The organism is Bradyrhizobium sp. USDA 4516 (genome assembly GCF_054055915.1).
The window spans coordinates 1,233,333-1,256,949 of record NZ_JBSRXT010000001.1; the positions used below are offsets into that span (position 1 = coordinate 1,233,333).

Annotated in this window: 20 protein-coding genes and 1 pseudogene; 18 read left to right on the top strand and 3 right to left on the bottom strand. The window is 66.9% G+C overall.

The genetic code is table 11. The features are described from left to right. Position 1: 1 nt before the first annotated feature. The 17 genes from ACVI1L_RS05805 to ACVI1L_RS05885 are packed head-to-tail and all read left to right on the top strand — an operon-like array spanning position 2 to position 18,678. On the top strand, positions 2-1,087 hold the full coding sequence (locus tag ACVI1L_RS05805; protein WP_076826017.1) for a branched-chain amino acid ABC transporter permease: 1,086 nt from the start codon (positions 2-4) through the stop codon (positions 1,085-1,087). Then, the gene (locus ACVI1L_RS05810) at positions 1,080-1,862 is read left to right on the top strand and encodes an ABC transporter ATP-binding protein (RefSeq protein ID WP_456782487.1); all 783 of its coding nucleotides are present in this window, start codon (positions 1,080-1,082) and stop codon (positions 1,860-1,862) included. The genes ACVI1L_RS05805 and ACVI1L_RS05810 overlap by 8 nt, the downstream gene beginning before the upstream one ends. Beyond that, entirely contained in the window at positions 1,855-4,065 is a 2,211-nt protein-coding gene (locus ACVI1L_RS05815) for a Tm-1-like ATP-binding domain-containing protein (RefSeq protein ID WP_456782488.1), read from the top strand. The genes ACVI1L_RS05810 and ACVI1L_RS05815 overlap by 8 nt, the downstream gene beginning before the upstream one ends. Positions 4,066-4,068: 3 nt before the next feature. Then, positions 4,069-4,902 (top strand): phosphoenolpyruvate hydrolase family protein, encoded by an 834-nt coding sequence (locus ACVI1L_RS05820; protein ID WP_456782489.1) that lies wholly within the window; start codon positions 4,069-4,071, stop codon positions 4,900-4,902. Positions 4,903-4,926: 24 nt separating this feature from the next. Further along, positions 4,927-7,821 (top strand): flotillin domain-containing protein, encoded by a 2,895-nt coding sequence (locus ACVI1L_RS05825; protein WP_456782490.1) that lies wholly within the window; start codon positions 4,927-4,929, stop codon positions 7,819-7,821. A gap of 9 nt (positions 7,822-7,830) precedes the next feature. After that, positions 7,831-8,268 (top strand): SRPBCC family protein, encoded by a 438-nt coding sequence (locus ACVI1L_RS05830; protein WP_028338488.1) that lies wholly within the window; start codon positions 7,831-7,833, stop codon positions 8,266-8,268. Between the two features lie 3 nt (positions 8,269-8,271). Next, positions 8,272-8,715, top strand: a complete 444-nt coding sequence (locus ACVI1L_RS05835; RefSeq protein ID WP_057016876.1) for an SRPBCC family protein — start codon at positions 8,272-8,274, stop codon at positions 8,713-8,715. A gap of 15 nt (positions 8,716-8,730) precedes the next feature. Then, a complete protein-coding gene (locus ACVI1L_RS05840; RefSeq protein WP_057016875.1) occupies positions 8,731-9,549 on the top strand; it encodes an FAD binding domain-containing protein in 819 nt (272 codons plus the stop codon). A 6-nt stretch (positions 9,550-9,555) separates the two neighbouring features. Then, positions 9,556-10,035 (top strand): (2Fe-2S)-binding protein, encoded by a 480-nt coding sequence (locus ACVI1L_RS05845; protein ID WP_456782491.1) that lies wholly within the window; start codon positions 9,556-9,558, stop codon positions 10,033-10,035. Between the two features lie 12 nt (positions 10,036-10,047). Further along, complete coding sequence (locus ACVI1L_RS05850; RefSeq protein ID WP_456782492.1) at positions 10,048-11,640, top strand: xanthine dehydrogenase family protein molybdopterin-binding subunit; 1,593 nt, start codon at positions 10,048-10,050, stop codon at positions 11,638-11,640. A 2-nt stretch (positions 11,641-11,642) separates the two neighbouring features. Next, the gene (locus ACVI1L_RS05855) at positions 11,643-12,665 is read left to right on the top strand and encodes a xanthine dehydrogenase family protein molybdopterin-binding subunit (protein ID WP_168855376.1); all 1,023 of its coding nucleotides are present in this window, start codon (positions 11,643-11,645) and stop codon (positions 12,663-12,665) included. A 9-nt stretch (positions 12,666-12,674) separates the two neighbouring features. Next, positions 12,675-13,556 carry an AAA family ATPase gene (locus ACVI1L_RS05860; RefSeq protein ID WP_028338483.1) on the top strand — a complete coding sequence of 294 codons (882 nt, stop codon included), beginning with the start codon at positions 12,675-12,677 and terminating at the stop codon, positions 13,554-13,556. Continuing rightward, positions 13,553-14,671, top strand: a complete 1,119-nt coding sequence (locus ACVI1L_RS05865; protein WP_456782493.1) for a vWA domain-containing protein — start codon at positions 13,553-13,555, stop codon at positions 14,669-14,671. Before ACVI1L_RS05860 ends, ACVI1L_RS05865 begins: the two co-directional genes overlap by 4 nt. Next, positions 14,668-15,558, top strand: coding sequence for an amidohydrolase family protein (locus ACVI1L_RS05870; RefSeq protein WP_057016867.1), 891 nt, complete (start codon positions 14,668-14,670; stop codon positions 15,556-15,558). The genes ACVI1L_RS05865 and ACVI1L_RS05870 overlap by 4 nt, the downstream gene beginning before the upstream one ends. A 51-nt stretch (positions 15,559-15,609) precedes the next feature. After that, positions 15,610-16,458, top strand: a complete 849-nt coding sequence (locus ACVI1L_RS05875; protein ID WP_456782494.1) for an MBL fold metallo-hydrolase — start codon at positions 15,610-15,612, stop codon at positions 16,456-16,458. A 12-nt stretch (positions 16,459-16,470) separates the two neighbouring features. Continuing rightward, positions 16,471-18,042: an isochorismatase family protein gene (locus tag ACVI1L_RS05880; RefSeq protein ID WP_456782495.1), complete on the top strand. Its 1,572-nt coding sequence runs from the start codon at positions 16,471-16,473 to the stop codon at positions 18,040-18,042. Positions 18,043-18,051: 9 nt separating this feature from the next. Beyond that, complete coding sequence (locus ACVI1L_RS05885) at positions 18,052-18,678, top strand: FMN-dependent NADH-azoreductase (protein ID WP_456782496.1); 627 nt, start codon at positions 18,052-18,054, stop codon at positions 18,676-18,678. Between the two features lie 122 nt (positions 18,679-18,800). Here the strand turns inward: ACVI1L_RS05885 and ACVI1L_RS05890 are convergent, their stop codons facing one another. The 3 genes from ACVI1L_RS05890 to ACVI1L_RS05900 all read right to left on the bottom strand — a co-directional run bounded on the left by ACVI1L_RS05890 (position 18,801) and on the right by ACVI1L_RS05900 (position 21,516). Beyond that, positions 18,801-20,174, bottom strand: a complete 1,374-nt coding sequence (locus ACVI1L_RS05890; RefSeq protein WP_253589227.1) for an ATP-binding protein — start codon at positions 20,172-20,174, stop codon at positions 18,801-18,803. Further along, a complete protein-coding gene (locus ACVI1L_RS05895) occupies positions 20,161-20,853 on the bottom strand; it encodes a response regulator transcription factor (RefSeq protein WP_028333329.1) in 693 nt (230 codons plus the stop codon). The genes ACVI1L_RS05890 and ACVI1L_RS05895 overlap by 14 nt, the downstream gene beginning before the upstream one ends. 150 nt (positions 20,854-21,003) lie before the next feature. Continuing rightward, positions 21,004-21,516 carry a hypothetical protein gene (locus ACVI1L_RS05900; protein WP_200844556.1) on the bottom strand — a complete coding sequence of 171 codons (513 nt, stop codon included), beginning with the start codon at positions 21,514-21,516 and terminating at the stop codon, positions 21,004-21,006. Between the two features lie 434 nt (positions 21,517-21,950). On the opposite strand from ACVI1L_RS05900, the pseudogene ACVI1L_RS05905 reads away from it, so the two are divergent. Then, positions 21,951-23,414: pseudogene (locus ACVI1L_RS05905) on the top strand (catalase). The last annotated feature ends 203 nt before the right edge of the window (positions 23,415-23,617 follow it).

A 23,617-nucleotide genomic window follows, 5' to 3' on the forward strand; every position in this document is an offset into this window, starting at 1 on the left:
GATGTCGCTGCTGCAGAGCACCCAGTTCCGCCCCGACCCGTCCGCCAACGCGACCCGCCGCGCCTTCATCCGTGCCTGGCCGGAATTCCAGAACCCGGCGGCCTGGCTGGTCGCGCTGATCCTCGTGATCATGCCGCTGATCGCCAACGGCTTCTTTCTGATCGAGATCTTCGCCACCACGCTGATCCTCGGCATCATCGCGCTCAGCCTGATGTTCCTCGCCGGCTATGGCGGCATGGTCAGCCTGATGCAGCTCACCATCGCGGGCTTCGCCGGCTACATGGTCGCGGTCTTCGGCATCAGCGGCAACGCCAATATCAGCCTCGGCTGGCCGTGGTGGCTGGCAACCCCGATGGCGCTGGCGCTGGCGACGCTGTTCGGCACGCTCGGCGGCGCGCTCGCGGTGCGCACCGAGGGCATCTACACCATCATGATCACGCTCGCGATCGGCGCGGCGTTCTACTACTTCACCAACCAGAATTGGGCGATCTTCAACGGCCACACCGGCATCAACACCGTCGCGACGCCGCATTTCTGGGGCGTCGACTGGCGCGCCGATATCGCCTTCTACTATGTCACGCTCGGCGTCGCCGCGATCTGCTACTTCGCCGTCCAGTATGTCTCGCGCGCGCCGTTCGGCCTCGCGCTGCAGGGCGTCCGCGACAATTCCCGCCGCATGGCGGCGCTCGGCTTCAACCCCAATGCGCACCGCATCGCGGCCTACGCCTTCGCCGCCTTCATCGCCGCGCTCGGCGGCGTGCTGCAGGTCTGGAACTACCGGCAGATCTCGCCCGGCTCGGTCAGCGTCGGAGCCTGCATCGACGTCCTGATCATCGCCGTGGTCGGCGGCATCACGCGGCCGATCGGACCCTTCATCGGCGCGCTGATCTTCGTGCTGCTGCGGACCTTCGCGCTCGACGTGCTGATCAAGTTCGGGCTCGACGGCAACCGCTTCCGGCTGCTGATCGGGCTCGGCTTCCTCGCCATCGTGTTCTGGTCGTCGGATGGCGTGATCGGCCTGTGGGAACGCTGGCGGCAGCGCAATGCATCCTCGACGCAACGTTCAGGCGGAGGCCGCCATGGATAGCGTCGCGCAGCGGCTGTCCGTGGTCGGCGCCGGCGCGGCGCTGGAACTGCGCGGCGTGACAAGGCTGTTCGGCGCGCTGGCGGCGCTGACCGACGTCACCATCACTGTGCGGCCGGGCGAAAGGCGCGCGGTGCTCGGCTCGAACGGCGCCGGCAAGACCACGCTGTTCAACTGCATCACCGGTGACTTCCCGCCCTCCTCCGGCACGATCCGCTTCTTCGGCGAGGACATCACCCAGTTCCCGCCCTATGAGCGGATCCGCCGGGGCTTACGCCGTACCTACCAGATCTCGGCGCTGTTCCCCGGCCTCACGGTGCAGGACAACGTCTACCTCGCCTGCCGTGGCGTCTCGCGTGGCCGGTTCTCGTTCCTGCGCCCGGGGCAGAACGATGCGCTGATGCACGCGACCGAAACGCTGGTCCAGGCGGTTCACCTCAGCTGCGTGAAGGACCAGCGCGTCGCCGAGCTCGCACATGGCCAGCAGCGGCAGCTCGAGATCGCGCTGGCGCTGGCCGGCGCGCCGCGCTTCATCCTGTTCGACGAGCCGGCGGCGGGGCTGTCGCCGACCGAGCGGCGCGAGCTGATCGAGATCCTGACTTCGTTGCCGGCGCATATCGGCTACATCATCATCGAGCACGACATGGACGTCGCACTGCGCGTCGTCGAGAGCGTGACGATGATGCACAACGGCCGCATCTTCAAGGAAGGCCTGCCGCGCGAGATCGAATCCGATCCCGAGGTGCAGGAGCTTTATCTCGGAGGCGGCCATGAATGACCGCCGCGCAATGCCCGCGCTCGAGGTGAAGGGCCTCGACGTCTATTACGGCCATTCGCATGCGCTGCAGGGCGTCGATCTCACGCTCGAGTCCGGCGTGTTCTCGGTAGTCGGCCGCAACGGCATGGGCAAGACCACGCTGTGCAAGGCGATCATGGGCCTCGTGCGTGCCAGCGGCGGTTCGATCCGGATTCGCGGCGAAGAGGTCACGCGGCTCAATCCGGCACGGATCGCCCGGCTCGGCGTCGGTTATGTGCCGCAGGGCCGCCGCCTGTGGCGGTCGCTGACCGTCGACGAGCACCTTGCGCTTGCCGGCGGCCTGCGGCGCGGCGCCTGGACCATCGAGCGAATCTACGACACCTTCCCGCGCCTCGCCGAGCGCAAGACCAACGGCGGCAACCAGCTGTCCGGCGGCGAGCAGCAGATGCTCGCGATCGCGCGTGCGCTGCTGACCAATCCGCATCTCTTGATCATGGACGAGCCGACCGAAGGCCTTGCGCCCGTGATCGTCGCCCAGGTCGAGGACATGCTGCTGCGGCTCGGCGATGAGGGCGACATCTCCGTGCTGGTCATCGAGCAGAACATCGGTGTGGCGACGGCGGTGTCGCGCAACGTCGCCATCATGGTCAATGGCCGGATCAACCGGATCATCGATTCCGCCCGCCTTGCAACCGACCGCGAGCTGCAGCAGCGGTTGCTCGGCGTCGGCACCCATGGCGCCGACGAGACCGACGCCGAGCCAGCACCGGCGAAGGCCGAAGCGGCCGGTGCCCCGCAGCCGGAACGCAAGGGGCCGACCCGCATCTACGTCTCCAATCCCGTGCTGCCGACCCGCTGGTCGCAGCCGGTGCCGATCGCCCGCATCGAGGCCGCCGCACGGACGCAGTCCACCGGGGTCACTCGGCTCGAGGAGGCAACCCGGCAGCGACGCGAACCGACGACCTCCCGAACGTCCGGGCCACCGGTCGTCCTCATCGTCGGCACGCTCGACACCAAGGGTGCCGAGCTGCGCTTCATCCGCGATATCATCGCCGGCAGCGGCCTGCGCACGCGACTGGTCGACGTCTCGACCAGCGGCAAAGCGGCGAGCTGCGATGTCACCGCGCAGGAGATCGCACTGAACCACGGCCGCGGCGGCTCCGGCGTGTTCGGCGCCGATCGCGGCGCCTCGGTGACGGCGATGGCGGAGGCGTTCGAGCGATGGCTGCGTCGCCAGGGCAATATCGCCGGGATCATCTCCGCCGGCGGCTCCGGCGGCGCGTCGCTGGTCGCGCCCGGCATGCGCGCGCTGCCGGTCGGCGTGCCGAAGCTGATCATCTCCTCGGTCGCGTCCGGCGACGTCGGTCCCTATGTCGGTCCCGCCGACATCACCATGATGTATTCGGTGACCGACGTGCAGGGTCTCAACTCGATTTCGCGCACGGTGCTCGGCAACGGCGCTCATGCGCTGGTCGGCATGGTTAAGGCGCGGCTCGATGAGCAGGCCGGCAAGCAGCGCAGCGCAGGCGCGAACCTTCCGGCGATCGGCATCACCATGTTCGGCGTCACCACCCCGGCCGTGCAGAAGATCGCGGCCGACCTGCGCGAGGATTTCGAGTGCCTCGTCTTCCACGCCACCGGCGTCGGCGGCCGCTCGATGGAGAAGCTGGTCGAGTCCGGCCAACTCGCCGGCGTGATCGACCTCACCACGACCGAGGTCTGCGACCTCCTGATGGGCGGCGTGTTCCCGGCGACCGAGGATCGCTTCGGCGCCATCATCCGCAGCCGCGTGCCCTATGTCGGCTCGGTCGGCGCGCTCGACATGGTGAACTTCGGCGCACCCGACACGATCCCGGAGCGCTATCGGCAGCGCAAATTCCACATCCACAATCCGCAGGTCACCTTGATGCGGACCACGCCGGAAGAGAACGAGCGCATGGGCCGCTGGATCGGCGAACGGCTCAACCAGATGGACGGGCCGGTGCGCTTCTTCCTGGCCGAAGGCGGCGTCTCCGCGCTCGATGCACCCGGCCAGCCGTTCTGGGACCCGGAGGCCGATGCAGCGTTGTTCCGCGCGCTGGAGCGCACCGTGCGCCAGACCGGCAACCGGCGGATCATCCGCATCAAACGCAACATCAACGATCCCGAGTTCACCGCCGCCATCGTCAGCGCGTTCCGCCCCTTGCTCGGACGCGCCGGTGTGCGGCGGAGAGTGGCGAGGTGACCCATGCCCAGGTTTGAACGAGCAGCGCTGCTGAAGAGGTTTCACGCCATGATCGCACGCGGCGAGCCGATCGTCGGCGGCGGTGCCGGCACCGGACTGTCGGCGAAATGCGAGGAGGCCGGCGGCGTCGACCTGATCGTGATCTACAATTCCGGCCGCTACCGCATGGCCGGCCGCGGCTCGCTCGCCGGACTGATGCCCTATGGCGATGCCAACGCCATCGTCGTCGAGATGGCCGGCGAGGTGCTGCCGGTCGTGACCAGGACGCCGGTGCTCGCCGGCGTCAATGGCACCGATCCGTTCCGCGATATGGATTTCTTCCTCGACCAGCTCAAGGCGATCGGCTTTGCCGGCGTGCAGAACTTCCCGACCGTCGGCCTGATCGACGGCACCTTCCGCGCCAATCTCGAAGAGACCGGAATGTCCTACGCGCTCGAGATCGACATGATCGCGAAGGCGCATGAGAAGAACATGCTGACCACGCCCTATGTCTTCAGCGAGCAGGAGGCCGCCGCGATGGCGATCGCCGGCGCCGACATCATCGTCTGCCACATGGGCCTGACCACCGGCGGCACGATCGGCGCGCAGACCGCGCCGAAGCTCGCCGACTGCCCTGCCCGCATCGAGGCCTGGGCCGAGGCCGCGCTCAGCGTCAATTCGAACATCATCGTGCTCGCGCATGGCGGTCCGATCGCGGACCCCGCCGATGCCGATTTCATCATGAAGCAGACCCGCAACTGCCACGGCTTCTACGGCGCCTCCTCGATGGAACGCCTGCCGGTCGAGCGTGCGCTGACGGATCAGGTTCGCAAATTCAAGGCGATCGGCGCGCGCTAGCCGCCGTGACCAAGGGAGGAAGAGATGTCGGGGATGCTGGTCGGTGAATTGATCCTCTGGCTCATCGTCGCAATCGTCGCGATCGTCATCATCGTCTATGTCGTGAACTGGCTGTATCACCGCTCGTCGAAGGAGGTCTCCTTCGTCCGCACCGGTTTCCTCGGCGAGCGCGTGGTGATCAATGGCGGCGCCTTCGTGCTGCCCTTCATCCACGACTACACGCCGGTCAACATGAACGTGCTGCCGATGGGGATCGTGCGCTCCAGGCAGGACGCGGTGATCACCCGCGACCGCATGCGCGTCGACATCGAGGCCGATTTCTACGTCCGGGTTCAGCCGACCCGCGAAGCGGTCTCGATCGCTGCCGCCACGCTCGGCCGCCGCACCATGGAGCCCGAACAGCTCCACACCCTGCTCTCCGGCAAGTTCATCTCCGCGATCCGCTCAGTCGCCTCCGAGATGACGATGGAGCAGATGCACGAGCAGCGCGGCGACTATGTGGCGCGCGTCAAGGCCAATGCCGCCGAAGCACTGGCGCAGAATGGCCTCGAACTGGAGTCGGTCGCGATCACCGATCTCGATCAGACCGACCTCGAATATTTTAATCCCTCGAACCGCTTCGACGCCGAAGGCTTGACCCGCCTGATGGAGGACATCGAGGCCAAGCGCAAGCTGCGCAACGACATCGAGCAGGAGTCGATGATCAAGATCCGCTCCCGCAATCTCGAGGCGGAGCGGCAGGCGCTGGAGATCGAGCGCGAAAGCGAGACCGCCCGCCTCGAGCAGGAACGCGACATCGAGATGCGCCGCGCCTTGCAGCGCACCGAAGTCGCCCGCGAGCGCGCGCTGCGTGAGACCGAGTCGGAGCAGGCCCAGATTGCGGCGCGCGAAGCCATCGAGAAAGCGCGCATCGCCAACGAGCAGGCGATCACCGAAGCACGCATCGCCTCGGAGCGCGAGACCCGGCACAAGGAGATCGAGCGGACGCGGGCGGTCGAAGAGAAGGAGCTGCTGGCGCGCGAGGAGATCGAGAAGGTCCGGATCGCCAACCAGCGCTCGGTCGACACCACCCGCATCGCCTCCGAGCGCGAGGTGCGCCAGCGCGAGATCGAGCGGATGCGCACGGTCGAGGAAGCCGAGATCGCCGCTCGCGAGGCGATCGAGAAGGCCCGGATCCAGCAGGACCGCGTCGTCACCGACGCCCGCATCGCCAATGAGGAGGAGACCCGGCGCCGCGAGATCGAGCGCACCCGCGCGGTCGACGAGGCCGAGATCGCCGCGCGCGAGGCCACCGAGAAGGCACGCATCGCCCAGACCATGACGGTCAATGTCGAGCGCATCTCCTCGGACGAGCGCACCCGCGCGCTGGAAATCCAGCAGGTCCGCACCATCCAGGAAGCCGAGATCGAGGCGCAGAAGGCGGTCGAGGCCGCCCGCATCGCGCGCGAGAAGATGCTGGCCGCCGAGCGCATCGCCGCCGACCACACCACACGCAAGCTCGAGATCGAGCGCAACCAGGCGGTCGAGATCGCCGGGATCAGTGCCCGCGAAGCCACCGAAGCGTCGCGGATCGCCCAGGAAGAGCACGTCCGGGCGCTTGAGATCGCCCGCACCCGCGCGATCGAGGAAGCCGATATCGCCTCCCGCGAGGCGATCGAGGCGGCGCGGATCTCGCAGGAGAAGTCGGTCGCCGCGCAGCGCATCCGCGCCGAGCGCGAAACCCGCGGGCTCGAGATCGCGCGCACCGAGGCGATCGAGGCCGCCGAGCTGAAGCGCCGCGACGCCATCGAGCGGCAGCGCATCGATGTCGAGCTGACGTTGGAGAGTGAGCGGATCGCCTCCTCCAGGACCCGCGAAGTGCTCAACATCGACCAGAAGAAGGCGATCGAGCTCGCCGACGAGGAGCGCGTGATCGCGCTCGCCGCCAAGCGCTCCGAGCGGATCGATGCCGACCGGCAGGTCCGGCAGGCCGAAATTGTGGCGCGCAAGGACATCGACACCACCGACGTCTCCCGCGAGCAGGCGCTGGAGGCGGCCCGGATCGAGCGGCGCCGTGCGATCGAACAGCTCGAGGTCGCTCGCAACCAGTCGCTGCAGGAGGCCGAGATCGTCGCCCGCGAGGAGGTCGAACGCGCCCGCATCGCCTCCGACCGTGGCCTCGACGAGGCCCGCATCGGCCGCGAGCGCGAGCTACGCAAGCTCGAGGTCAACCGCGAGAAGGATGTCGAGACCGCGCTGATGGAAAAGGCCATCGCGCTGCATCAGAAATCACTGGAAGAATCCGCGGCACGAGCCGCGGCCGAGGACGCCCGGATCCACGCCACCGAAGCGGCCGAACGCGTCGTCACCGCGCGCGAAAGCGAGATCGCAAAGCGGCGCAAGACCGTCGAGGTGCTGCTCGCCGAAAAGCAGGCCGAGGAAACCAGGATCGCAGCCGGGGCCGAACGGGTCCGTGCCACGGTCGAGGCCGAGGCGCAGCGTCTGCTTAACGAGGCCGAGAACGTGCTGACCGATCAGGCGCGCTACTCGCTGTTCCGCCGCAAGCTGCTCGACCGGATCGAGGGCATCGTGCGCGAGAGCGTCAAGCCGATGGAGAAGATCGAGGGCATCCGCATCCTCCAGGTCGACGGCCTCAACGGCAACGGGCATGGCAACGGCACCGGACGCAGCGCCACTGACGAAGTGATCGACTCGGCGCTGCGCTACCGCGTGCAGGCGCCGCTGATCGACTCGATCCTCTCGGATATCGGCGTCGAGGGCGGCAGCCTCGCCAAGATGCCCGGCCTGATCCGCGAAGCCCGAGACATGCAAGGCATCAAGGACTCCGCGCGCAAGAGCGGCGCCGAGGAAAAGCCGCCGGCGCCCGAGGGTGGCGGCGAGCCGGCGCGACCTGAGCGCACGCCGCGCAAGAAGGACTGAGCTCACGCCATGGCACGGGTTTACGTTTCCACCGTCGTCAACGCCCGCAACGACCGGGTCTGGGCCCGCGTCCGCGATTTCAACGGGCTGCCGAACTGGCATCCCGCGATCGCCGAAAGCCGGATCGAGGGCGGCGAGCCCTCCGACAAGATCGGCTGCGTCAGGGATTTCCGGCTGCGCAACGGCGATCGCATCCGCGAGAAGCTGCTCGGGCTGTCCGACTACGACATGTTCTGCACCTATTCGATCCTGGAATCGCCGATGGGCGTCGAGAACTACGTCGCGACGCTGCGGCTCACGCCAGTCACCGACGGCGACCAGACCTTCCTGGAATGGACCGCCGAATTCGACTGCGCGCCGGAGCGCGAGACGGAGCTCGTCAACAATATCGGCGGCGGCGTGTTCCAGGGCGGCTTCGACGCGTTGAAGCGGGCGTTCGGAGGATAGACCGTGCCGCATATCGTCAAAAGCACGATCCTGGATGCGCCGACCGATGCGGTGTGGGCCGTGCTGCGCGATTTCAACGGTCATGATCGCTGGCATCCGGCGGTCGCGAGCAGCGGCATCGAGCGCGCCCAGCCGTCCGACAAGATCGGCTGCGTCAGGCGCTTCAAGCTGAAGGACGGCGCCGAGCTGCGCGAGCAACTGCTGGCGCTGTCCGATCTTGAGCAATCGTTCAGCTACTGCCTGCTCGATACGCCGATCCCGATGTTCAACTACGTGGCGCATGTCCGTCTGCTGCCGGTCACCGATGGTGACCGCACCTTCTGGCACTGGGAGTCGCGCTTCACGACGCGAACCGAGGACAGCGAGCGCATCACGCGGATGGTTTCGGAAGACATCTACCAGGCCGGCTTCGACGCCATCCGCCGGCATCTGAAGGAGGCCGCGTAAGCGGAGAGCACCATCATGCCAGTCACGGTGAAGACCTTCACCAGCACCCATGACGCCGCGGCGGCGCTGTCCTCGGATCGCAGCGCCCGCTATCTCGGCGGCGGCACGCTGGTGATGCGGGCGCTGAACGAGGGCGACATCTCGATCTCGACCATCGTGCGCGCCAGCGACCAAGCGATGACACGGATCGATGCCACCGGCTCGCGCATCACGCTCGGCGCCGGCGTCACCTTCGCCCGCATCCTGGCCGAACGCGACCTCGCCTTCCTGCACGCCCCGGCGCGCTCGATCGGCGGGCCGGCGGTGCGCAACATGGGCACCGTCGGGGGCAATCTGTTCGCGCCAGTGCCGTATGGCGACTTCACGGTCGCGATGCTCGCGCTTGATGCCACCGTGTCCGTCCAGGGCGGCCTCGGAGGGCGCGAGATCCCGATCGAGGAGTTCCTGCAATCGCGCGACCGGCAGGCCGGATCGCTGGTGCTGGCGATTTCGTTTGCCAGGCCCGGCAGCACTGAGGCCTTCCGCTACCGCAAGATCGCGCGGATCAAGCCCAAGGGCGGCGCGGTGATCACGCTCGCGGCGTACCTGCCGGTCAACGGCAGCCGCATCGTCGGCGCCCGCATCGCGCTCGGCTCGATGGCGCCCACCCCGATCCGCGCCCGCGCCGCCGAGCGCGCACTGGAAGGCCGCGCGCTCGACGCCTCCACCATCAGCGCCGCCGCCGCGGCAGCGGTCGAGGGAACGTCGCCCGGCGACAATGCGCTCGCCAGCGCCTGGTATCGCCGCGAGATCGTCGGCGTGCATCTACGTCGTCTGTTGTCCGGTCAGGAATAAATCGTGATGGCCAAGACTGCCCTTCAATTCCGGCATAACGGCCGTGACGTCGCGATCTTCGTCGACGGCGGCACCAACCTTCTGGTCGCGCTCCGCGAACTGATCGGCGACATGACGCCGAAATTCGGCTGCGGCCAGGGCGGCTGCGGCACCTGCAGCGTGCTGATCGACGGCGAGCTGCATCTCTCCTGCCTGACGCTCGCCGAAACGGTCGCCGGCCGCTCGGTCGAGACGCTCGACGGCGTCAAGGACGGCCCCAATCTGCACCCGCTGCAGCGCGCCTTCGCCGACAATTTCGCCGCGCAGTGCGGCTACTGCACGCCCGGCATGCTGATGGCCGCGAAGGCGCTGCTCGACCGCAATCCGCAGCCGAGCCGCGCCGAGGTGGTCGAGGCGATCTCCGGCAACATCTGCCGCTGCACCGGCTACGAGCCGATCATCAACGCCGTGCTATCAGCCGCTTCCGGCGGCCGGGCGCGTGCGTAAGGGAATAGTGCCATGCTGGAATTGCGCAAGGACATCTTCGCCGACGAGCGCGACGACAATCTGAAGGAGATCGGCAAAGGCACGCAGCGCCAGGATATGCTCGGCCATGTCACCGGCACCTCGCCCTATTTCGATGACCACAAGCTGCAGGGCATGCTGCATCTGAAGGTGGTGCGCAGCGCGCATCCCCATGCACGACTCCGCCGCATCGACACCTCGGAGGCCGAGCGGTCGCAGGGGGTCCGGCGTGTGATCCGCGCCTCCGACGTGCCGCGCAACCTGAACACGCTGCTCAGCCTGATCAATTTCGGCAAGGACGACGAGCCCTCGCTCGCGGTCGACAAGGTGCGCTACAAGGGCGAACCCATCGTCGCGATCGTCGCCGACAGCCCGCGCGAGGCCTATGAGGCCATCGCAAAGGTCAAGATCGACTATGAGCCGCTGCCGGCGGTGTTCGACGTCGAGGACGCGCTGAAGGCGGGCGCGCCCGTGGTCAACGAGGTCTATCCCAAGAACACCTTCACCTATCACGAGACCTATGATCACCAGCAGCTGCGCTTCGGCGACGCCGACCGTGCACTCGCGACGGCCGACCATGTGCTGGAACAGCGCTACCAGATGTCGCCGATCGAGCACGCGCCGACCGAAACCAACGGCTCGATCGCAGCTCCCGACACCAACGGCCGCTACATCGTCTACACCTCGACGCAGGCGCTGTTCTTCTCGGTCGACACCTGCGCGAAGATCCTCGACGTGCCGTCCAACACCTTCCACTTCATCGGCGGCACGGTCGGCGGCGGCTTCGGCGGCAAGGTCGATACGCTGACCGAACCGCTCTGCATCCTCGGCGCGATGCTGACCGGTCGCCCGGTGCGCTATGTGTTCGGGCGCGAGGAGGAGATGCAGTACGGGCCGCCGCGCGGCGCCGAGCGCATCTACATCAAGGACGGCGTGATGCGCGACGGCCGCATCGTCGCCCGCAAGGTGCGCGCCTACTTCGACAGCGGCGCCTATACGCGGCTGTCGAGCTATGCAGCGGTGAAATGCGCCGCCCATCTGCCCGGCCCCTACACGATCCCGAACGTTCATGGCGACGTCTACTGCGTCTTCACCAATCGCACGCCGGCGACCGCGATGCGCGGCTTCGGCGTCACCGCGATGGATTTCGCCATCGAATGCCAGATGGACAAGCTCGCCCATCTCGTCGGCATGGACCCGATGGAGTTCCGGATCCTCAATGCGTATCGCGACGGCGACATGAAGGCGCACCGCCGCGAGGCCAAGAACACCGCGCTGATCGAATGCGTGCAGGTCGCAGCGGAGAAGGCCAAGTGGCCGCTCCGCGAAGACTTCAAGCGGATGTCGTCGCGCAAGGATGGTGGCGGCGCGCGAGCCGCCGTGACGCCGACCCCGCGCGAGCCGCATGCACCGCCGGCCTCACCATCCCAGCAGCGCACGACGTATGACCGCGCGCCGGCCGCGACCCGCGAGCCGCCGCCACCGCCGCCCTCTTCGCCGCCACCGTCGTCTCCGCCGCCGCGGCCGGGCGCGCCGTCGCACGGCGCCACCCGCTTCTCTTCCGTCTTCGGCACCAGGAGGCGCTGACCATGACCCGGCATCGCGGACGCGGCATCGCGTCGGTCAACTATCCCATCGGCATGAACCTCGGCGGCGATCCCAGCCAGGCGCTGGTGCATTCCAACCCGAGCGGCAAGTTCACCGTGGCGCTGTCCTCGATCGACCTCGGCCAGGGCATGAAGTCGGTGACGCGGCAGATCTGCGCCGAGACGCTCGGCGTGCCGGTCGAGGACGTCTATGTCGACACCGCGGATTCCGACACCGGCCCGCACTGCATGGGCTCGTTCGCCTCGCGCGGCACGCATCGCGTCGGCAACGCCGTAATGGCGGCTGCGCGCGAGGCACGCGGTGTGATGATGGAGGCCGCCGCCGAGGAACTGGAGGTGAATGCCGCCGACCTCGAGACCGACGGCCGCGGCAATATCCACGTCAAGGGCGCGCCGCATCGCTCGATCTCCACCAAGGACGTCGCCATCGCCGCGCAGTTCAAGCAGGGCAAGACGATCTCCGGCCGCGGTATCTTCCTGGTGCCGCTGTCCGACGTCGACCCCGAGACCGGCGAGATGTCGCCGGCGACATGCTACGCGCATGCCTGCCTGGTCGCCGAGGTCGAGGTCGACGACGAGACCGGCGAGGTCGACATGGTCCGGATGGACTCCGCCTATGAACTCGGCCGCGCGCTCAATCCACGGCTGGTCGAGCAGCAGCTGGTCGGCGGCGCCTGGATGGGCGTCAGCCACGCGCTCTACGAGACGCCGGAGCCTTATTATCCGGAGCCGGTGCACGGTCCGCGCGACTTCGTCGAATATCTGATGCCGGGTCCGGGCGACATCTGCCCGCACGACATCGCGGTGCTGGAACGCCCGGCGCCCGACGGTCCGTTCGGCGCCAAGGGACCGGGCGAGATGTGCGCCAATCCCGTGCTGCCTGCGATCGCCAACGCGATCTTCAACGCGGTCGGGGTGCGGATCGACGATCTCCCGATCACGCCGGAAAAGGTGTTGCGCGCCATCAGGGCGCAAGGCGGCGCGCGTCCGCAGCCACGGCGCTGAGGTTTCTCCATGCCGGTCCGCAGCAACATCGTCGGCATCGACAGCCCAGAAGCGCTGGAGAAGGCGCTGCGCGCGGCCTATTATCTCGCCGACGACGGCATCGCGACCGCCTCCTATCTCTCGCTTGCGCTGGGCAAGCCGCTATTACTCGAGGGCGCGCCGGGTGTCGGCAAGACCGAAGCTGCAAAAGCGATCGCCGCCGTGCTCGGCCGCAGGCTGATCCGCCTGCAATGCTACGAAGGCATCGACGCCGCCGCTGCCCTCTACGAGTGGAACTATCCGCGCCAGATGCTGGCGATCCGGCAGGCCGGCGAGGAGAGTATCGACATCTATGGCGACGCCTTCCTGATCGAGCGGCCGATGCTGGCCGCGCTGCGCGCGCCCGACGCGACGGTGCTGCTGATCGACGAAATCGACCGCGCCGATCAGGAGTTCGAGGCCTTCCTGCTCGAATTCCTCTCCGACTTCCAGATCTCGATCCCCGAGCGCGGCACGGTGCGCGCTGCCGAGCATCCCGTCGTGGTGCTGACGTCGAACCGGACGCGCGATCTGCACGAGGCGCTGCGGCGACGCTGCGTCTATCACTGGATCGATTATCCGAATGCTGAGCGCGAGGCGCGTATCGTGATGATGCGCGCCTCCAGCGTCGCCGAGGCGACCGCCCGCGCGGTGGTCGCCGCCGTCGGCCGGCTGCGCCGCGAGCCGCTGAGCAAGGCGCCCGGGATCGCCGAGGCGGTCGACTGGGCCGAGGCCGCGACCCTGCTCAACAAGGGCGGCGCGCGCTGGCCGGACGCGTTCAAACGCTCGATCGGCGTCGCGCTGAAGGACGAGGAGGATCTGCATTTCATTTCGCCCCGGCTCGATGCGATCATCGCGGAGGCGGCCGCGTGAACGACGACCTGCAGCTGCCGCGCGCCGCGCGGATATTTGTCTCGTTCGTCGCGCTGCTGCGCGCCAACGGCTTTTCGGTTGCGCCGGAGCAGACGACGAGCTTCCTCGCGGCAATCGAGCTGCTCGGTCCGCGCAGCCTGGAGCACATCCGCCTGGCCGGGCTCGCGACATTGGCGCCGCCGCCCCAGCGCCGGGCGACGTATGACCGGCTGTTCGACATCCACTTCCGCGGCGCCGAGGCGATCGAGCAGGCCGAGGGTGAGGACGAAGAGACCGTTCGCCTGCAGGAGGAAGGCCGCGGCGAGGACGAGCCGCCGCTTGCCGACGAGGCCAATGAGTCCGGCCTCGCCGCGGCGCGCGCCGAGGCATTGGTCGAGCGCCGCTTTGCCCAGACCGCGACCAGCGATCCGCTGCGAAAGCTGTCGCGCGAGGCGGCAAGGCGCCTGCCGCGACGGCGCGGCCACCGGCGCCGCCGTGCACGCAGTGGTCCGTTCGCCGATCTGCGCCGCACGCTGCGCGACAGCGTCCGCAATGACGGCGAGGTGCTGCGGCTCGGGCGGATGCGACGCCGCCAGCGCCCGCGCAAGATCCTGTTCCTGATCGACGTCTCCGGCTCGATGAAGGCACGCACCGAGGAGAACATGAAGCTCGCGCATGTGCTGGTGCAGGCGGCCGGCAATGTCGAGGTCTTCACCTTCGGCACAAGACTGACCCGAGTCACGCCGGCGCTGCGGCTGAAGCGGCGCGAGCAGGCGCTGAACGCGGTCTCCTTCCTGGTCAGCGACTGGGACGGCGGCACAAGGATCGGCGATGCGCTGCAGGCGTTCCTCGCCGTGCCGCGGTTCGGCGGATATGCCCGCGGCGCCGCGGTCGTGATCGTCTCCGACGGCCTGGAACGCGGCGATCCGGCTGCGCTGCGCGATGCCGTGGCAAAACTGTCGCGGCGGGCCTGGCGCGTCAGCTGGCTGACGCCGCTCGCAACCTCGCCCGGCTTCACGCCGCAAACCGAGGCGCTGATCGCGATCCAGCGCTTTGTCGACGATCTCGTGGACGGCGGATCCAGCGCGGCTGTTGTCGCGCATCTGCTGTCGCTTGGAACAAGGAGAGCCGCGTGACTGGCATTGTCGACGGACATCATCACATCTGGCGGCAGGCCGATCTCGCCTGGCTGTCCGGCCCGATGCAGCCGCGCATCTTCGGCCCCTATGAGCCGATCCGCCGCGACTATCCGATCGAGGAGTATCTCGGCGACCTCAAGGGCACCGGCGTCACCCGCTCGGTCTATGTCCAGACCAACTGGCCGAACGGCCAATTCGAGGACGAAGCCGCCTGGGTGCAGCAGACCGCGGACCAGCACGGCTGGCCGCACGCCCTCGTCGCCTATGCCGATTTCTCCGTCGCCGACGTCCGCCCGCAACTCGATCGATTGAAGCGCTATCCGCTGGTGCACGGCGTGCGCATGCAGCTGCACTGGCACGAGAACCCGCTGTACCGCTTCGCCGCGCGTGCCGATCTCTGCAATGATCCCGTGATCCGGCGCAATGTCGGCCACCTCGCCGACTACGGCTGGAGTTTTGACCTGCAGGTGTTCGCGCCGCAGATGGCCGATGCGGCCGGCCTCGCGGAGGCTTGCCCTGACGTGACCTTCATCCTGCAGCATGCCGGCATGCTGGAGGACCTGTCGCCGCAGGGCCGCGCCACCTGGCGCAGCGGGATGACGCGGCTCGCGCGATGTCCGAATGTGGTGTCGAAGCTGTCCGGGCTCGGCACCTTCATCCATCGCAACGATGCCGCGCATATCGCCGGCGTGGTGACCGATACCGTCGCGATCTTCGGCGCCGACCGCTGCCTGTTCGGCTCGAACTTTCCGATCGAGAAGCTGTGGACCAGCTATCGCGATCTCGTCGCCGCTTTCAAGGCGGCAGCCGAACGGCTGAGCCCCGAACAGCGCGATGCGATCTTCAGCACGACGGCGGCGCGGGTCTATCGGCTACAGCCATAGCCGCACCGCGGGGTCGAACATAACAACGAACACGAATTGGGAGGGAGACAGATGCCGCTAGAGATCAAGATTCTGGACTATGGCGATATCGAGCTGGAATCGAGCTTCCTCGTGCTCGGGCACAATTGCGGCCGCACCCGCCGCGTGCTGACGCTCGGCTTCCTGATCCTCGGCGGCCCCTATCCCGTGCTGGTCGACACCGGCTATCGCTCCAACCAGGTCATGGAGACGCTCGGCATGCGCGGGCTCCAGTTCCACGAAAACATGATCGAGAACCAGCTCGCCCGCCACGGCGTGCGGATGGGCGACGTCCGCTTCGTCTGTCACACCCACCTGCACATCGACCATGCCGGCAAGGACGACCTGTTCCCGATGAACACGACCGTCGTGCTGAACCGCAAGGAGCTGGAATACTCCGTCTCGGGCCTGATGCACCCGCAGTATCCGGCGCCGGACATCAAGCACCTGATCGACCGCCTGCACACCAAGAGCGCGCTGCGCTTTCTCGACCTCGAAATCACCGGCCCGGTCGAGCTGATGCCGGGCGTCTATTGCGACGCTGCCAACGCCCATACCGAAGGCTCGATGAACATCCATGTCCACACCGCCGACGGGATTGCGACGATCTGCGGCGACGTGATCTATGATTTCAACAACCAGATCGTGAATCCCTTTAACGAGATCCACGACGCCGAGCCGCGCACCACGGGCAACCACGGCACCAGCAAGCGCGCCGAGAAGGCAGCGATCAAGAAGCTGCTCTCGAGCTCTCGCTATCTGCTTCCTGTGCACGATCGCCCGGCCAAGATCGAGGGCGGCATGGTGGTCGGCCGCCTGCATGACCAGGTACCCGGGCCTGTCGTGCAGAGCCTGCCGCAGCGCAACTGGTTCCCGGCGTAGAGGATCGAGGCGATGACGCATGTCACGCTGCGCAGCGAGTTCGAAGACCTGATCGATCCCTACGCGCCGGTCGGCCAGGTCGGGACCGGCTTCGATTTCACGGAGGGACCGATCTGGCATCCGGCCGATCATTTCCTGCTGTTCTCCGACATGCCGGGCGATGTGCGCCGGCGCTGGGATGCGCGGCGCGGCGTCGTCGAGGTCAGGCGGCCATCGAACAAATGCAACGGCATGACCTATGACGCGGACCTCAATCTGATCGTCTGCGAGCACGCGACGTCTTCGCTGATCCGCGAGCGGCCCGACGGGCGGCGCGAGGTGCTGGCTTCGCATTACGAGAACCAGGAGCTCAACAGTCCGAACGATGTCTGTGTGCATTCCTCCGGCGCGATCTATTTCTCCGATCCTTGGTACGGCCGCATGCCGGTCTATGGCGTCGAACGGCCGCGCCAGCTCGGCTTCCAGGGCGTCTACCGCGTGCCGCCCGGCGGCGGCGCGCCGAAACTGCTGGTCGACCGCTACCTGTTCGAGCAGCCGAACGGGCTGTGCTTCTCGCCCGACGAGCGCATCCTCTATGTCAACGACACCGTGCAGGCGCTGATCCGCGCCTTCGACGTCAATGCCGACGGCTCGCTCACCAATCCGCGCGTGTTCGCCTCCGGCATCCGCTCCGAGCTCGAGCCCGGCCTGCCCGACGGCATGAAATGCGACCAGCGCGGCAATGTCTGGGTCACCGCGCCCGGCGGCGTCTGGGTCTATTCGCCCGCCGCCGACCTGCTCGGCAAGGTCCGCCTGCCCGAGCTCGTCGCCAACCTCGCCTGGGGCGGCGCCGACTTCCGCACGCTCTATCTGACCGCGACCCATTCGGTCTATGCGATCCCGACCAAGGTCGGCCCGCGCCACGAGCCCTATATGAGCGGCAAGCGCGGCGGCGCGGGTGCCGCTTCGTCCACGCCTGCGCCGAATCTCGCCGCCGGTGAGATGCAGCTCGATCCGCAACGCTGCGCGATGATCATCCAGGACATGCAGAACGACGTCATCATGGACGGCGGCGCGTTCGCCGAGTCCGGTGCGCCCGCGCACGCTCGCCAGCAGCACGTCGTCGAGAATGTCCGCCGCGTGGCGGAGGCTGCGCGGGCGCGCGGCGTCGCCATCATCCATGTCTGGTTCGTCGTCGAGCCCGGCGCGCCCGGCATCACCTTGAACGCGCCGCTGTTCGAGGGGTTGGTCGACAGCAAGGCGATGGTGCGCGGCAGCTGGGGCGCGGCACCGGTCTCGGGACTCGAGCCGCGCCCGGGCGACTTCGTGGTCGAGAAGATGCGGATGAGCGCCTGGGAAGGCACCCGGCTCGAGACCATCCTGAAGGCAACCGGCCGCGACATGATCATCAATACCGGAGCCTGGACCAACATGTCGGTCGAGCACACCGCGCGCACCGGCGCCGACAAAGGCTATTTCATGATCGTGCCGGAGGATTGCTGCTCGACCATGAATGCCGACTGGCACAACGCCGCGATCAATTTCGCGCTCCAGAACGTCTCCGTCGTGACCAACGCCGACACCGTGATCAAGGCACTCGGCTAGGGAGGCGCGGTGCCGAAGCTGCTGCACCTTAACTGCTCACCGCGCCTCGATTCGGAATCGGCGGCCGGCGCGCGTGCCTTTCTCGATCGCTTCCGTCAGGCGCGGCCGGACTGGGAGATCGACGCGATGAACCTCTGGCGCGAGCCGCTGCCGGAATTCGAGGGATATCTGCTCGAGGCCAAATACGCCCGGATCGACGGCAAGAGCTTCACCAGTTCGCAGCACGACGCCTTCGCAATCGCCGAGCGCCTCGCGCTGCGGCTATCGCTGGCCGATCGCGTGCTGATCTCGACGCCGATGTGGAATTTCGGCATTCCCTACAAGCTCAAGCAATGGCTCGACGTCATCATCCAGCCCGGGCTGGCCTTCCGCTTCGATCCGGCGCAGGGCTATCTGCCGCTGCTCAAGGACCGCCCGACGATCGTGATCCTCGCAAGCGGCAGCGACTTCGTCACCGGCATGAACCGCGGCCGCATCGACATGGCAACGCCCTATCTGCGCGAGGCGCTGCGCTTCATCGGCATCAGCGACGTGCGCTTCGTACCGATCGGCCCTACCACCGGGCCCACCGAGCCGATCCGCGCCGCCCGCGAGGCGGCGCACCGGCGGCTGGTGGAGATGGCAGGGAGGTTTTGAAAGAGACTCCACTCCGATGTGGTCCCTGCGAAAGCAGGGACCACATCGAATGTATGGCTTGGCCGGCGGGTCATACGCTTTCATGCTCGCGAAACGATTTTGTGGGTCACTCCGCACTAGCCCTACGTTTCCGCGGCGGGAAAGACCAGCCTGCACAACAATCCTGGCGCATTGTCGCGCAATTCGATCCGTGCGCCGTGCAGGCTCGCGACCGCCGCGACCAGGCTGAGGCCGAGACCGTTGCCCGGCGTGTAGCGGCTCTGCTCGAGCCGGTAGAACCGCTTGAAGACGCGGTCGTGCTGCTCGGCGGGTATCCCGGGGCCGTCATCGGCGATCGAAATCACCGCGCCTCGCTCATCGTTGTCGCAGGTCACCGTCACCCGCCCACCTGGGCGGCCATGCTTGATGGCGTTGTCGACGAGATTGGCAATCGCATCGAACAGCAGGTCGCGGTCCCCGGTAACCAGCACCGCCCGATCGCCGGCAAGGTCGAGCCGGGTGGTAACCTCCTCAGCCGCGGCATCGTAGAGCTCGACCACCTCGGCGGCGATCTCGACGAGATTGACGGTGCGAAACGCACCCTTGCGGGCTCGCGTCTCGATCTCGGAAATCCGCGTGATCGACGCGAACATCCCGAGCACCGCGTCGAGATCGGCGATGGTGTCGCCGATCAGCGCAGCATCCCCCTCGCCGCTCCGCGGGGCGTGATAGGCCTTCTCGAGCCGGCCGCGCATCCGGGTCAGCGGCGTGCGCAGGTCGTGGGCGATATTTTCGCTGACCTGCTTGACGTCTCCCATCAAGGTCTGGATCCGGTCCAGCATCAGATTGAGATTCTCGGCGACGCGATCCCATTCGTCATGGCTGCCGCGAAGCGGGATGCGCTGGTCGAGGCCGGAGAGCATGATAGCGCGACTGGTCGCATTGATCGACTCGATCCGGCCGACGGTTCGCCGCGTGACGCCGATGCTGGCAGCAGCCGCAAGCCCGATGATCAGCACGACGACGGCAATGCCGGCGGCCCTGATCTGCGCCATGAAGCCGTCGAGATCGCTGATGTCATGGCCGACCAGCAGCCGATCGCCGTTTGACAGGGTTTCCGTCACGCCTCGCAGCAGGGAGGGGCCCGAGGAAAGCTGTGGCAGGGAGGCACGAAATTCAGCCCATCCCTTCTCGGCAGCGCCCGCCGGCCACTGTCTGAGATTTCCCGCCAGCACGGTCGATCCGGGACCGACCAACAAATACACATGATCGGCAAAGCCCTTGTCCGCGACGCGTTGCGCGATCAACGCGGTCAGTCCATCGCGGCCGGACCGCGCATAGGCATCATCGAGGCTCGCCTGCTCGGTCATGATCGCGCGGTCGGATCTGTCGCGCACATAGGACAACGTCGACCAGTAGACATAGGCGAAGATCGCGGAGACGATCAGGCCGAAGACACCGATGGCGATCAACGCCAGGCGGAACGTCGACGACTTGAGGGTCTTAGCCAGGAGCACGGAGGCAGTACCCGATGCCGCGGATCGTGTGGATCAGCGGATAGGCTTGCTGGTCGTCGACCTTGCGGCGCAAACGTCCGACATAGACGTCGATGATGTTGGTCGAGGGATCGAAGTGCAGGTCCCAGACATGCCGCAGCAGCATCGCGCGCGACACCACGCGGCCCTCGTTGCGCGCCAGGTATTCGAGCAGCTGGAATTCCTTCGGCAGCAGCGGAATCCTGCGGCCGCGGCGGCTCGCCGTCCGCGAAATCAGATCGATCGCGAGATCGCCGACCCGCAGGATGGTCTCCTTTGCAACGGTCTCGCTGCGGCGGCCAAGCGCCTCCAGCCGCGCCAGCAGTTCGACAAAGGAGAACGGCTTGACAAGATAGTCGTCGCCGCCGGCGCGCAAGCCACGCACCCGGTCGTCGATTTCGCCGAGCGCGCTGATGATCAGGAACGGCACTGCGATGCCGCCGTCGCGCATCTGACGCATCACCGTGATGCCGTCGATGTCGGGCAGCATGCGATCGATGGTGATCACGGCATAGTCGCGCGCCGCACCCTGGCTCAGCGCCTCGCGGCCGTTCGCCGCCAGATCCACATCATAACCGCTGGTGGTGAGCTCCTCGACGAGCTGATCCGCGGTTTCCGGGTCGTCCTCGACGACGAGAATGCGGCGGTGAGCACCGGTCATATTCCTGAACTCTCCGAGCTGTGTCGAACTCTCCGAGTTCTCAAACTCTCCGAGCGGCCGCCCCGCGACGATCGCCGCCAGACTATCCCATTCCGGGGCAGGATGGAACGTCTGGCGACGACCGCGACAACGGTGCGGTTGGTTGGGCTATCACCAATAGTCCCCGCACACATTGACCCATTGCAGACCGTAAGCCGTCCATACCCTGCGGTAGCAGCCGTAGTCATAGCCGGCGTAGAGATAGGGCGCGCCGAAGAATGCGAAGCGATGGAAGCGGTGGTGGCGGAAGAAGCCGCCATGATGGAAGAAGCGCGAACCGTGGAATCTGGCGCCGGCAAAGCGCGGGCCGATCGCCGGTGCACCGACGAAGCGGGGACCACCAACGTGCCCGCCCGCGAAATGCCCGCCGCCGCCCATGGCGGCGAACGCCGCGCCACCGCCACGCATTCCGCCGCCGAAACCACCGCCATGCATGCCGCCGCCAAAGCCGCCACCGTGCATGCCACCACCCATGGCACCCATGGCACCACCGTGGCCGCCACCGAAGCCACCTCCGCCATGTCCGCCACCACCACCGCCGCCTCTGGCGAGGGCAGCGGGTGCAAGCGCAACGCTGACAGCGAGCGTCGCTGCCGTGAGACACGTGAGAAGCCTGTTCTTCATGAAATCCTCCCTGATTGGGACCGCGGCGAACTCGTATCGCCGCACGCGAGCATGATCAGAAGACGCAAGCCGATGCCCGACTTCAACTGACAAATGCGCCAGATTCTGACACCGGATTTAGAATTCGCGTGCCGGCATACCGAGCGACAGTTGCCCGGACCGGCGGCCACGATTGCGTTGGCCGGGATCGACGGACATTTGGCTGGAATCGGCGGATAGCGCTCGTTGAATCGATCGGCCGCGGTTCTTAATCCTGCAGCTATCGGAGAACAAGGACGGCGTCGAGGGATCGCAGACCCGCTTCACAATTTGTCGATCACCGGGGCTCTCCCTTCCTCGCCGGCCGTCATCCATCCGCGATGCAATCGCCTTTCGCCTGGCCTCCCTGCGGGCGCCGGGACGGCGAAGTGCTGACCTTCAGCAAGGAGCTTTCGATGAGCGACGAGACCAAAAGACCGTATCTGACCCACGCCTCCGGCGCCCCCGTCGCCGATAATGTGAACATCCTGACGGCGGGGCCGCGCGGACCCGCATTGCTGCAGGATGTCTGGCTGATCGAGAAGCTGGCGCATTTTCACCGCGAGGTGATCCCGGAGCGGCGGATGCATGCCAAGGGCGCCGGCGCGCACGGCACCTTCACCGTCACCCACGACATCACGCGCTACACCAAGGCCAGCATCTTCTCGGAGATCGGCAAGCAGACGCCGATGTTCGCGCGGTTCTCGACGGTCGCCGGCGAGCGCGGCGCGGCGGACGCCGAGCGCGACATTCGCGGCTTCGCGCTGAAATTCTACACCGATGAAGGCAATTGGGACGTGGTCGGCAACAACACGCCGGTGTTCTTCTTCCGCGACCCCTTGCGCTTCATCGACCTCAACCACGCCATCAAGCGGCATCCGCGCACGGGGGTGCGCGACCCCGACATGAACTGGGATTTCTGGACGCTGCTGCCGGAAGCGCTGCACCAGGTCACCATCGTCATGAGCGAGCGCGGCATCCCGAAAAGCTTCCGTCACCAGCACGGCTTCGGCAGCCACACCTACAGCATGATCAATGCCGACAATGAGCGCGTCTGGGTGAAATTCCATTTCCGCACCCGGCAGGGCGTCCAGAACCTGACCGATGCCGAGGCCGAGGTGCTGGTCGGCAAGGACCGCGAGAGCCACCAGCGCGACCTGTTCCAGAGCATCGAGCGAGGCGACTTCCCGCGCTGGACGCTGTTCATCCAGATGATGACGGATGCACAGGCCAAGGCATTCCCGTTCAATCCGTTCGATCTGACCAAGGTGTGGCCCGAGGCGGATTATCCGCTGATCGAGGTCGGGTATTTCGAGCTCAACCGCAATCCGGAGAACTTCTTCGCCGAGGTCTAGCAGGCGGCGTTCACGCCGGCGAATGTCGTGCCCGGCATCGGCTATTCACCTGACAAGATGCTGCAGGCCCGCCTGTTCTCCTATGGCGACGCGCAGCGCTACCGGCTCGGCGTCAACCACCACCAGATCCCGGTCAACGCGCCGAAATGCCCATTCCACAGCTATCACCGCGACGGCGCGATGCGCACCGACGGCAATCTGGGCGCCACGCTGACCTACTGGCCGAACAGCCATGGCGAGTGGACCGACCAGCCGCAGCTGAACGAGCCGCCACTCGAATTGTCAGGCGCGGCCGCGCATTGGGATCATCGTGTGGATGACGACCACTGGCAGCAGCCGGGCGACCTGTTCCGCAAGATGAATGCCGCGCAAAAGCAGGCCCTGTTCGACAACACCGCCCGTCAGGTCGGCAACGCGTCGAAGCACATCCAGGAACGGCACGTCGCGAATTGCAGCAAGGCCGACCCGGCCTACGGCAAGGGCGTCGCGGATGCGCTGGCGAGGTTTGCTGCCGGAGAGCTGTAGCCGGGACGGCCCCCTTCGGCCCCGTCATCCTGAGGTGCCCGCGGAGCGGGCCTCGAAGGATGAATCGGCCAGAAATGGGGCCGTGCATCCTTCGAGGCTCGCAAGAGCTCGCACCTCAGGATGACGGGGACAGCTTAGGCAACTCAGCCAGAAGCGTCAGGTGGTCGATTTCGAATAAGGCGGCGAACTCGGCTCGCCGCCCT